General features: G+C 52.8%; 8 protein-coding genes. All 8 read left to right on the forward strand.

What is annotated here, in order from left to right; all coding sequences use genetic code 11:
- The 8 genes from tssK (at position 1) to XPG1_RS01050 (ending at position 12,849) form a co-directional block, all read left to right on the forward strand.
- A complete protein-coding gene (tssK, locus tag XPG1_RS01015; protein ID WP_045957431.1) occupies positions 1-1,353 on the forward strand; it encodes a type VI secretion system baseplate subunit TssK in 1,353 nt (450 codons plus the stop codon).
- A gap of 2 nt (positions 1,354-1,355) precedes the next feature.
- Complete coding sequence (icmH, locus tag XPG1_RS01020; protein WP_045957432.1) at positions 1,356-2,123, forward strand: type IVB secretion system protein IcmH/DotU; 768 nt, start codon at positions 1,356-1,358, stop codon at positions 2,121-2,123.
- Between the two features lie 9 nt (positions 2,124-2,132).
- Positions 2,133-4,814, forward strand: coding sequence for a type VI secretion system ATPase TssH (gene tssH / locus XPG1_RS01025; RefSeq protein WP_045957433.1), 2,682 nt, complete (start codon positions 2,133-2,135; stop codon positions 4,812-4,814).
- Positions 4,814-5,611, forward strand: coding sequence for a Fis family transcriptional regulator (locus XPG1_RS01030; protein WP_045957434.1), 798 nt, complete (start codon positions 4,814-4,816; stop codon positions 5,609-5,611). The genes tssH and XPG1_RS01030 overlap by 1 nt, the downstream gene beginning before the upstream one ends.
- A complete protein-coding gene (gene vasI, locus XPG1_RS01035) occupies positions 5,608-6,297 on the forward strand; it encodes a type VI secretion system-associated protein VasI (RefSeq protein WP_045957435.1) in 690 nt (229 codons plus the stop codon). The genes XPG1_RS01030 and vasI overlap by 4 nt, the downstream gene beginning before the upstream one ends.
- Positions 6,298-6,302: 5 nt before the next feature.
- Positions 6,303-7,775 carry a type VI secretion system protein TssA gene (gene tssA, locus XPG1_RS01040; RefSeq protein WP_045957436.1) on the forward strand — a complete coding sequence of 491 codons (1,473 nt, stop codon included), beginning with the start codon at positions 6,303-6,305 and terminating at the stop codon, positions 7,773-7,775.
- Positions 7,772-11,380, forward strand: a complete 3,609-nt coding sequence (tssM, locus tag XPG1_RS01045) for a type VI secretion system membrane subunit TssM (RefSeq protein WP_045957437.1) — start codon at positions 7,772-7,774, stop codon at positions 11,378-11,380. Before tssA ends, tssM begins: the two co-directional genes overlap by 4 nt.
- Positions 11,381-11,481: 101 nt before the next feature.
- Positions 11,482-12,849, forward strand: coding sequence for a VasL domain-containing protein (locus tag XPG1_RS01050; protein WP_045957438.1), 1,368 nt, complete (start codon positions 11,482-11,484; stop codon positions 12,847-12,849).
- The last annotated feature ends 8 nt before the right edge of the window (positions 12,850-12,857 follow it).

Below are 12,857 nucleotides of genomic sequence, written 5' to 3' on the forward strand. Positions count from 1 at the left end.
ATGCCGGGTAAAAATCGGGTGATTTGGCACGAAGGATTATTCATCAAGCCACAACATTTTCAGCAACAACAAAAACACATTGATTATCTGGCTCACAGCCTTGTTTCCATCTTGACGCCTTATGCTCACGGTTTTAGCTCCCTGAGTATCAATGATGATTTGCTTAAACTGGGACGTATCGGCATTACCGAAGCCAGCGGTATTATGCCGGATGGCACCGTTTTTTCTGCGCCGGGTCAGGATTTGCTGCCAAAACCACTGGATATCGAAAATATTAATGACCTGAAAAGCAAAGATATTTATCTGGCATTACCGATGTCCAGCGAAACCATTCGGGAAATTGCAGATCTGGATGCAGACACTCAGAGCGCGGTGCGTTACCGGAAATTGCCGACGGATGTCCGTGACCTGCATACCAAGGGGGGAGACTCCTCAGCACTGGAGCTTGCACAACTGACCCCCGTTCTGATGCAAGGTTCCGAGGATATGAGCGCTTACACGTCTATCCCCGTATGCCGCATTCTGGAAAAACAAAAAGATGGCAAAATTGTACTGGATGAAGAATTCATCCCAACCTGTTTATCCATTTTCGTCGCCGACAAACTCAAGCGTTTCATGGTGGAAATCGACGGGCTGCTGACTGAACGTTCCAGAACATTAGCTAAACGTATTGGTTCACCGGGTCAGCAAGGGGTTGCGGATGTGGCGGAGTTTATGATGCTGCAACTGCTTAACCGTGTTCAGCCGTTGTTCAACCATTATGCAAAACAAACCGTTCTGCACCCACTGCATTTATATACCGAGTTGCTCCAGACTTGTGGTGAGCTGAGAACGTTCACCGATGCGAGTCGCTTGCCGGGGAATATGCTGACCTATGACCATAATAACCTGACAGACACTTTCCAGGATGCGATGCATTCGATCCGTGATGCGCTGAACGTCGTACTGACTCCTCGTGCAACATCGATTGCCCTGAAACAGAACGAAGGTGGCATTCGTGTGGCAACGCTCCATGATAATGACCTGTTGCGCAAAGCGGAATTTGTTTTGGCAATCAGTGCCAGCACGCCGCAAGAACAGTTACGTCGTCAGTTCGTCCAGCAGACCAAAGTGACCTCAATGGAAAGGATCCGCGATCTGGTCAGCGTTCAGCTGCCGGGCGTTCCTCTGATTGCCCTGTCCGCAGCGCCTCGCCAGTTGCCGTATCACTCTGGATATACCTATTTCCGCCTGGATCAGAAGAGTCCGGCATGGAAGGAGATCCAGCAAGGAAATTCCATCGCATTCCACGTATCAGGGGATTTCCCGGACTTAGATATGCAGCTCTGGGCGATCAGGGGTGGTAAGGAATAATCATGAGCGATATCAATGTTGACAGTCTGTCGCTGGAAAAATCTGACACAGTGAAAACGTTTCAGCGTCAGTACCAGCTACCGTTGCGTGGTGAAAGCCTCAATCCCATGATCGATGCCGCCACTCCTTTGTTGGGGATGGTTTTGCGTTTGCAGGATATGAATGATCAGGCACTGCCAGACAAACTTTATCAACAGGTGGTGACGGATATCCGGGCGATTGAGCAGTACCTGCAAACCAAAGGCTATGAACCCGGTGCGATTGTGTCATTCCGTTACGTACTGTGCACCTTCATTGATGAAACCGCATTGGGGCACGGCTGGAACAGTCAGAATGGCTGGTTAAAGCAATCACTCTTGGTGCACTTCCACAATGAAACCTGGGGAGGTGAGAAGGTCTTTGTATTGCTTGAACGCCTGATGGGAGAGGCTCAGCGCTATCAGCACTTGCTGGAGTTTATTTTTCTCTGCCTCTGTCTGGGGTATCGCGGACGCTACAAAGTCAGCACCCAAAAAAGTGATGATTTTGAGCGTTTGTTCCGTCGCTTACAGCAACAACTTCACGCACTGCGTGGGGAGACACCACCGACCACGCTGTATGTCAATATTAACGAAAGTGACGCGCGTTATCGCCTGAGCAGACGGTGGACGATCAAGCACCTGTTCTGCATTAGCGTGGGCTTATTGGTGGCTATTTACAGCTTTTATGCCATTCGCCTCGGTGATCAAACCCAAGACATATTAAAGCAGCTAAATAACTTATTAAGATAGGAAGTCGCCATGATCCAGATTGATCTGCCCACCCTTGTAAATCGTTTAAACCCGATAACCCGTCATGCACTGGAGTCAGCCGCGGCATCTTGCGTCAGTCAGCAACAACCTGAAATCACGGTTGCACAATTACTGCGGCAAATGATCGATACGCCACTGAGTGACGTGCGGTTGATTCTAAGTAAAGCAGACATCGACAACGATCTGCTGAAAGAACAACTTGATCAGATCATCACACACCATCAATCGATTGTACAAAATTACCCCAATTTTTCCCCCATGCTGGTGGAATGGTTACAGGATAGCTGGCTGCTGGCTTCTACAGAGATGCAACACAGCGAGCTGCGCAGTGGAGTGATGCTGATCGCATTACTGTTCAGCCCGCTGCGTTATCTGGCGCCACAAAGTGCGCGTTTATTGGCAGGTATCAACCGCGAGTTATTGCGCCAGAACTTCGTTGAATGGACAAATGGTTCGGCTGAGCAGCCACTTGCCGCCAGTGATAAAGACGGGCAGGGCGTCCATCCGGCCAACAGCGACAGCTTGCTGGCACGCTTTACCCAGAACATGACCGATCAGGCTCGTCAGGGTAAGCTGGACCCGGTTTTGTGCCGCGATAATGAAATCGATCTGATGATTGACATTCTTTGCCGCCGCCGCAAAAACAATCCCATCGTCGTGGGTGAAGCGGGCGTGGGTAAAAGTGCGCTGATCGAAGGACTGGCGCTGCGCATTATTCACGATCGCGTACCGGATAAATTGCGCGATAGCGAACTGATGACCCTGGATCTGGGTGCATTGCAGGCCGGAGCCGCGGTCAAAGGGGAATTTGAAAAACGCTTCAAAGGCATCATGGCGGAAATCAGCCAGTCGCCAAAACCCATCATCCTGTTTATTGATGAAGCTCACACCCTGATCGGCGCCGGCAACCAGGCGGGAGGGCTGGATATCTCCAACCTGCTTAAACCGGCGCTGGCGCGTGGTGAACTGAAAACGATCGCGGCCACCACATGGAGCGAGTACAAAAAATATTTTGAAAAAGACGCTGCCCTGTCCCGTCGTTTCCAGCTGGTGAAGGTTTCTGAACCAACGGCAGACGAGGCGACCGTTATCATGCGTGGCCTGCGTGCCATTTATGAGAAGGCGCATGGCGTTCTGATTGATGATGAAGCACTGAAAGCGTCCGCGCTATTGAGTGACCGTTATCTTTCCGGCCGTCAACTGCCGGACAAAGCCATTGATGTACTGGATACTGCCTGTGCTCGTGTGGCCATCAACCTGACATCACCACCGCGTCAGATCTCTGCGTTGACGACAGAATTGCACCAGATACAAATGGAAATCGACGTACTGGCAAGAGAGCAACGCATGGGGCTGAACGTTCATGCTGAACGATTAGACGCGTTGCAAAACCAGCAGGAAGAGGTTCAGGCACAGCTCACCATGCTGGAAAGTTGCTGGCAAGAACAGCAGACGCTGGTGAAACAAATCATCGAACTGCGCAGCCAGTTGCTGGCTGATGATGCGCCCGTTGAAACGCAATCTGACACTGCGGAGTCTGACATTGCGGAGTCTGACATTGCGGATAGAGTGGATACAGCAACCGCGGAAGAACAATCGCAGATCGAAAAACTGGCCGTCCTCAACACAAAGCTGGCGGAACTCCAGCAGCAACAAACCCTGGTTTCCCCCCATGTGGACAAAACCCAGATCGCATCGGTGATCGCTGAATGGACTGGCGTGCCATTGAACCGCCTGTCACAAAGCGAATTAGCCATTGTGACTGAACTGCCTACTCACCTGGGACAAAACATCAAAGGGCAGACGATGGCGATTCAGTGCCTGCATAAACACTTACTGACCGCCCGTGCTGATTTGCGTCGTCCGGGACGTCCGCTTGGTGCTTTCCTGTTGGTTGGGCCAAGTGGTGTCGGGAAAACCGAAACCGTTTTGCAGATTGCGGAGCTGATGTTCGGTGGCCGTCAATACCTGACGACTATCAACATGTCCGAATTTCAGGAAAAACACACCGTTTCCCGCTTGATTGGTTCACCGCCGGGCTACGTGGGATATGGCGAAGGTGGCGTATTGACCGAAGCTATTCGTCAGAAACCGTACTCAGTGGTCTTGCTGGATGAAGTGGAGAAAGCCCACCCGGACGTTCTGAACCTGTTCTATCAGGCTTTCGACAAAGGGGAACTGGCGGATGGAGAAGGGCGCATCATCGACTGTAAAAACGTCGTGTTCTTCCTGACGTCGAATCTGGGTTATCAGACTATCGTCGATCATGCAGAACAACCAGAGCAGATCAACGACCAGCTTTACCCGGAACTGGCGGCATTCTTCAAGCCGGCACTGTTGGCACGGATGGAAGTCATCCCTTATCTGCCGCTGGGTCATGAAACGCTGAAAACGATCATTCAGGGCAAACTGGCTCGGCTGGATACCCTGTTGACTCAGCGTTTCAACGCGGAAGTCACTATCAGCGATGATGTATCCGAAGAGATCCTGCAACGGGCTACCCGTGCAGAAAATGGTGCCCGTATGCTGGAATCCATTATTGATGGCGCATTGCTACCGCCGGTTTCCCTGCTGCTGTTGCAGAAAATGGCTGCGGGAGCCGCCATCAAAGCGATTCGCTTAACCGTGGCTGAGCATGAATTCCGGGCAGAGGTTGAGGAGGCAGAATAATGAAACAGCGGCTGAAAAGCGCGTTAGCGTTATTGGAAGATGACACTATAGAACAACTGGTTGATCATTTTTTGCAGGTCAGCCATAGCTCGCGTTTTGATGCCCTGTTGGTTTTCCTGCTTAACATCAATGAAAACAGGTTGGAATGCTACAACTTACCGGCGCTTCAGCAAACCAATTCGCGCCGGTTGCAAGTAGACATTGATGACGTCAATAACCCGTTAATACAGGTACTGCGTAAGGGGAGCCCGGTGGTTTGGGATTCCCTCAACCACGGGGCACGCCTTGACGATCCGCATTTCCGCACGTTTATTGCAGAGCTGCCGCATAACTGCGGGCTATACAGCATACCGCTGTTTGACTGCAATGGGCGGGCTTGTGGTGTGATTGCCATCTTTGCCGAAAATGTCCACCTTTTCACTAACAATGAAAACATGTTCGGCATTTATTGCCATGTTATGCAGCATCGCCTGAAAAAATTGCAGGAACTCGAACAACTGCGCGGACAGTTACGCCAAATCCACCAGGTTTTTCAGGTTCAACGTCAAAAAGAAAAACAATTGGATGAATTGCTGGCTTCCCTGAGTGAATCGAAAAAATCGGCGGCGGTCAGCAGTATCTCCGTGGATTACAGTCATATCGATAATCTGCCAAAGGCCATAGAAGAATTTGAAAGTGCCGTGTTGGTTCAACGTCAGCGTCAGTTTGGCAGCGATACCAGATTGATAGCACAAAGTTTGGGCATTCCCCAACGGACGTTGGTTTACAAACTGGCTAAATACGGGTGTAGATTATGAATATTGTTTTAATTATCAGTTCATTGCTCGCTTCATTGACAGGGAACCCCAAGTTTGCGGAGGGCATACAATCAACGGAAACGGTGAAACTAACGGAATCTATTGCGGCAGAACAGGAAAAGCAGAACGTGGATGAACTGTATAAATGCCGCTTTGAGCCGTCTCCGCTCATCCGGCTGGCATGTTATGACAGTGCATTGAACAACCTCAAGTTCAAAACGGTACGCATTCCTATCGAAAATATGGGGCCTTCGTGGCGGAAAGCGATGGAACAGGAGATGAAACGCAGCGATTACTCCACCCGTTTCATTGTGACGCAGGGAGAAAATGGCACGACCCCCATCATCTTAACCACGCCGGCGATTGGTGTACCGCCGCCACGTCCGGTCTTAATGCTGAGTTGCATTGACAGCATCACCCGTTTGCAGGTGGCGTTGCCTAAACCGGTGGAGTCCGGGGCGGTTACCGTAGAAACAGACAGAACGGAGTTCCGAACGGAATGGTTCGTGCGGGAACAGGGCTACCTATGGGAATCCAGCCGGGGCTTACCGGGTATCGACGAAATCAAGCGCCTGATGAACAGCGAACGGGTGAGCATTACGGGCAGTAATGGTAACCAGATAACCTTTAACATTTCTCAGTTGGAGCAGGCAGTGAAGCCATTACGCGCTGCTTGCCGTTGGTAATCGACATGGATATCAGAACACAATTCGACTGGTTCGGCGCTCTGCTAGCCCCTCTCGCCGACGAACAGATTGGCAAGGCGCTGGGCGAAAACGAACCTGCATGGGAATACATTGACGGCGAAATGATAAAATTCGGTTCGCTGTCACATGGCTCGCTGGATGTGGCAGAAATCCAGCGTCAGGCATTGCAACTGCTGAGTGAAAACAGCAAAGACTTTCGGTTGGTGGTTCATTTGCTGCGAACCCTGCAACATGCCGGCAACGCGGCTGAGCTCATTCTTGCGCTGGAGCTACTGACCGATTATGTCAAAAACTACTGGGAGAAAGCCTGGCCAGCCAAACTCCCGTTAAAACGTCGGCTGGCACAACAAGTCCTTAAACGTTTTGACTCAGCCCAGGGCAATTTCACTGAACAGGCGAGCAAAAGTGAACGGGATGATGCACAAGGCGTATTGGCGCACCTTGCCCAATGCTGGCATAGCAGCGAGCCGGATCTTGCCAAAGAAGTTGACCAGTTGCGTATTCGCTATAACCGTCAGCCAGAATCGGTGCCCGTGGAGACAAAACCCGCACCGGCGGCGTCAGCCCCGGCAGATGCGTTGACGACGCAACCTGCCCGAAGCGATAGCCAGCATCCTGCCGCCGCACCGATAGCGCCAATGCCGGAAATCGACGTCAACAGTTCGAGCGAAAAGGCCTGGAAACAGACGCTGATGACCGTCGCCGATTTACTGTGTGAGCGGTATCCTGAATTGCCGGTGGGGTATGCTCTGCGTCGCCACGCGGTATGGCACACCATCACCACGGCACCGATGGCAAATTCGGCCGGTAAAACCCCCTTAGCGCCGGCTTCTGCCGATCGAACAGCCGACTATTTGGCGAGATTGCCCATGGCAGACAACTTATTGCTCCAGCAAATCGAGCAAAGTCTGACGCTTGCCCCTTATTGGCTGGAGGGGCATGCCATTGCGGCACAAACTGCGTTGCAGTTGGGTTACGGAAATGTCGCGCAGGCAATTCGTGATGAGCTGACGGCGTTTTTGGATCGGTTACCGGTGCTGAAAACCTTAAGTTTCTCTGACATGAGTCCGTTTATTTCGCCTGAAACCCTCGACTGGCTGACCCCTGAACCGGTGGCGACGGGAACGACGCCAGTCTCGGCGGATCAGGAGGTGATCTGGCAATGTTTTCGACAGCAGGGGCTGGAAGCCGCGCTAAATATGCTGGAAGACCATCAACAGCAACTGACCGAGCCACGGGATCAATTTTATGGTCAATTGCTCAATGCCCAATTGCTTGCCGAAGCCGGCATGACAGCGCTGGCTCAGCAGCATTACCGGAATTTGTTACACACGGGACAACACATGCAACTTACTCAATGGGAGCCGAGCCTATTGGCTTTATTGGCTGAAAAATTAACTGAAAAACTCCCTTCGCCTTCTAAGGACACAGCTTCAAACAGGAGTGTTAACCCATGAAATGGCCCTCTTTGTCCTCTTTGGCACCCTTGAAATCTGCCTTGCCAGCGCTGGCGAAGTTTAAATCTTTGCCCCGCCTGAAGGCATTGATGGCACTGATCCTAGCTCTTATCCCCTGCCTGCTCCTGATTGCGGTCTGGTGGTGGGGACCAGAATGGAAGATCCGTAACGACTATCCATTGGAAAGCCTCGCGGCGCGCTGGCTGGCAACCGCCATTATCATCATGATGGTGTTGTTCTGGGTGGGTATGAAAGCGTGGCGTCGCCTGCGAACACTGGAAAAACTGAACCTTGATGTTGAACTGAAAGTGGTCGATCCGGTTCGTGTCGATATCGAATATCAGGATCGCTATCTCGACCACTGGAAATCCCAGTTGCAACGCCATCTGGACTCGTACAATTATCTGTATGAACGCCCCTGGTACATGGTGATCGGTAGCCAGAAAAGCGGAAAAACGTCACTGATTAAGGAAGGCCATAAGTTATCTGAAATCGCGGCACCGGAATATTTGCGTCAGGACGCAGACGTGCCTTTGATGTTGCGTTGCTGGTTGGGTGAAAAAGCCGTCATCATCGATCCGAAAGGCCAGTTGATTGATCAACCTGTCCCGCTTGACAGTGACAAACCTCAAATTAACAGTCGTCTGTGGGAAGCGCTGCTGAACTGGTTGGCTGAAAACCGCCAGCGCCAGCCACTCAACGGGGTGATTCTGACCGTTGATACCCTGCGCCTGCTCAGTGACAATCGTGAACAGCGCGAACGCTATGTGCGGGAAATTCACCAGCGTCTGCAAGATATTCGTCTGACCTTCCACAGTCAGTTGCCGCTCTATCTGGTGATGACCAAAATCGACCTGCTGCACGGTTTTGAGGCCATGTTCCAGTCACTCGATCGCAAACTGCGGGACGAGATCCTCGGCGTAACATTCAGTCTCAACAATCGCGATGAAAAAGCGTGGCGCAGTGAACTGGAACAGTTCTGGAAACAGTGGATGAGCAACCTGAATGTGGCGATGCCGGATATGATGCTAAATCATGTGGATGCCAACCAGCGCAGTGCGCTGTTCAGTTTCACCCGCCAAATCCAGGGGTTGCACAGCTACATTACTCAAATGCTGGAAGACATCCTGTATAACGATGAACATCATCGCCCGACCCTGCGCGGGGTTTATCTGACGTCGGCGCATCAGGTAGGACAGATGGATGACCTGTTCACGCAATCCGCTTCGGCGCAATATCATCTGGGATCGCAAGCGTTCCCCACCTGGCCGGTGGGTGACACGTTGCCCTATTTCACACACGCCCTGTTTGAAAATGTTCTGCTGGCTGAGCCGAATCTGGCGGCCGAAAACCGGATCTGGCTGAGCCGCAACCGCCGCCAGTTATACACCTTCTCCACCGTCAGTGCGCTGGCCATTGTAGCGATGTGGGGCGGCTGGCATTACTTCTACCAGAAAAACTATCGGGCGGGTGAAGAAGTGCTGGCGCAGGCGAAAAACTTCCTGTCCGTTCCGGCACCGAAAGGGGATGACCACGATGGCAATCTCCAGTTGCCTTTGCTTAACCCGATCCGCGACGCGACTCTGGCTTATGGTGACTATCACGAAAACACCTCTTTCCTGACCGATATGGCATTGTATCAGGGGGGCAGCGTCGGGCCGTATGTGGCAAGTACCTACCTGAAACTACTGGAACAGCGTTTCCTGCCCTCCCTGATGTCGGGATTGCTGGATGATCTGAATCAAGCGCCGGTCGGTAGTGAGGAAAAACTCGAGATCCTGCGTGTCATGCGCATGATGGAAGATAAGAGCAAACGCAACAACAGCTTGGTGGTGCAGTACATGCGTGAGCGCTGGAGTAAAGCATTTCACGGCCAGCGTGATGTACAGGAGGCGTTGCTGACCCATCTGGATTACGCGCTGGCACGTACCGACTGGAAAAAGGCGCGTGATGCAGGTAACCAGGAAGCCATTGCCAGCTTCACCCCGTTTGTCAAACCGATCCGACAGGCGCAACAGGAGCTGAAAACCCTTTCCGTCAAACAACGGGTGTATCAGAACCTGCGTATCCGAGCGCAGGATATCCTGGCCGCGCCGATCAACCTGCGTGACCAGATTGGCCCAAGTTTTGATGATGTGTTTTTGGCCAGTAACGAAAAACGGCTGGTGATCCCTCAACTTCTGACCCGCCACGGTTTGATGGATTATTTCGTCCAGCAGAAAGACGAACTGACCAAACTGACCGAGATGGACAGTTGGGTGCTGAATATCGCGAAGAATAATCAGGATAAATCCAGTGAGGCTGACGCGTCACAAAATCACGACCAGTACAGCGACAAAGATCAGGACAGGATATTGAAAGAAATCAATGAACTGTATCTGTCCGAGTACACCGCCACTTGGCGGGCGGCGATGAACAATCTGGAAGTCCGTGACTTTGATGATCTGCCTCAGGCTATCAGTGCCATCGAACAGGTGATCAGTGGTGAGCAACCCGTTAAGCGGGCATTGCAAATCCTGAGCGAGAATACCAATCCGCCGCAGGTTAACAGTGCGCTGAGCAGCAAGGAAAAAGAAGACTTGCTGAAACAGCCCGATTATAAGCTGTTAAACCGTATCAGCCATGATTTTGCGCAGGAAACGGGGGTGTTATCTGAATACGGCGATAAGGGCAGTACGCTGCAAAGTGTCTACCAGAAACTGATGGCGTTGCACCGTTACCTGTTGGCTATCCAGAACTCACCGGTGCCGGGTAAGGAAGCCCTGAAAGCGGTGCAACTGCGTCTGGATAAAAATAACAGTGACGCCATTTTTGAAGCACAGCAGATGGCGAAAAACCTGCCGGAGCCGCTGAGCCGCTGGGTCGGTGAACTGGCTGAACAGGCGTGGCGCGTCGTGATGATGGAAGCGGTCCGTTCGCTGGAAGTGGAATGGAATAACACCGTGGTCAAACAATACAAGACCTATCTGGCGGGGCGTTATCCCTTTAATCCACAGGCCACCGAAGAAGTTCCGCTGAGTGAGTTTGACCGATTCTTCCAGCCAGACGGCACGCTGGATACCTTTTATAAGCAGAACCTGAAACCATTTGTGGAGTTCAACCTGACGACAGGCACGGACGGCAAGATGCTGATCCGGCCGGACGTGATGAAACAACTGGCGGTGGCGAACCGCATTCGAACCACCTTCTTTACGCCGCAAAACGGCCTCGGTGCTCAGTTTGCCATTGAGCCGGTGAGCCTGACCGGTAACAAACGTCGGGCGTTGCTCAACCTTGACGGCCAGTTGGTGGATTACTCTCACGGGCGCAGCAATGTGGCGCGGCTAATCTGGCCAAACTCCATGCGTGCCGGTACCGAAAGTCAGCTCACCCTGATGCCAGCGAAAAGCAACCAGGCACCGCGTGCCATCAGCTTTAGCGGTCCGTGGGCGCAGTTACGGCTGATTAACAGCGGCAAACTGACCCATGTTCAGCCAGGCTTCTTTGATGTGCGTTTCAGCGTTGATGGCGGCGAGATGACCTACCGTATCTATGTGGACGAATCGGACAACCCGTTTGCCGGCGGGCTGTTCAGCCAGTTCAAACTGCCGGATACCCTCTATTGATAAGAATCCGTTCCCCGATGGCGGCGTGGGTCGCCGCCCTGTCTTAAACGCTAATGCCCCCTGCCTTCAGGCGGGGGGATTTTTAAGGAGAAAAGTAAAATATGAGCGGACACCCTGAAAATCTTATCATCCGGGCGGGCGGTAGTCCGCTGAACCTGCCCGAATTTGCGGTTATCCGCGATGAAATCAACAAAACCAGCCATCCGGCTCAACCGGAAGTGAACTGGCCGCTGGTGGAATCCCTCTCCCTGACGCTGTTTAGAAGCAACGGCGTGGATTTGCAGACCGCGATTTACTACACGCTGGCACGGATGCAACTGAATGGGCTGGCCGGGTTCACCGAGGGCTGTGAACTGCTGGCGGGAGTTATCGTCAGTGAATGGGATACCCTGTGGCCGCCTCAGCCACAGGTACGTACCGACCTGCTGGAATGGTTTCATACCCGTACCGGCAGCGGGTTACGTCAACAGGATTTTACGGCCAGTGACCTGCGGTTGATTTACCGCGCTGAACGGGCACTTCAGTTGATTATCGACCGGTTACAGCAATCTGATCTGAAACGTCTGCCACGAGTGGAAAACCTATTGTGGTTTTTCCAAAACGCGGCGAAAAAGCTGGAAAAACCGCGGCAGGCCGCGAAACCGGCGGCGCCGGTGCAGATGCCCCCGCTGGTCTACCTGTCCCAGTCCGAAACCGGGTCGGACGCCCCGCCTCCCCCTCCGCGCCATGAGCCTCAGCCCGCAGACGATACGCCCCAGCGGGTTAGGGTGCAGTTCCCGCCTGTCCCACCACCCCGCGGTTTCAGTGCGTGGCAGGGTTTTGGTCTGGGAGCGTTATTGGGCGTGCTGGTACTGGTGGGCAGTTGGTTGTTGTTCTACAAACCGCTGCAACATCAGCTCACGGCTATCACCGGGCAACCGGCCGGAGCCAGGCTGGCGTGGTTGTATCAGCCTGATATGGGTAGCTACCAGTATCAGTTGGATAAGTTGGCGGAGACTCACCCGCTGGCCACATGGGAGAGCGCCCGCAGCGTGACAAGCCTTGCAGCACAGCGCTGGCCCGACTCCCCAACCCAGAAACTTATTACCCACCAATGGGAGCAGCAAATGGCGGGGCGGATTGACAGCGTGCCGCTGAAAGACAGTTGGCAGGTCACCCGCGACCAGCTCCAGCAACTGGCGGATAAAATTTTGTTGCAGGAGCGCACCCGTGGCAGCTTCACCCTGTCTTACCTGAAAACTGCCATCTATGACATTCAGCGCAGCCACGGCAGCGACGTTCCGCTGGAAGAATTGTTACGTCAGTTAAGTGTCTATGCCGCGAAAGGCGACAGTGCCCCGCCGGTATTACTGAAAGGCATTGATGACCGCTTTAACGCGTTGCTCGGCCGTTATGACCGGTTGCGTCAGGCCACAGAACAGCAAACAGGTAACCAGACTCCCGCCGTCACCCCGGACCGCGGGTATTAATCAGGGAG

Origin of the sequence: Xenorhabdus poinarii G6 (assembly GCF_000968175.1) — a bacterium.
Taxonomy (GTDB): domain Bacteria; phylum Pseudomonadota; class Gammaproteobacteria; order Enterobacterales; family Enterobacteriaceae; genus Xenorhabdus; species Xenorhabdus poinarii.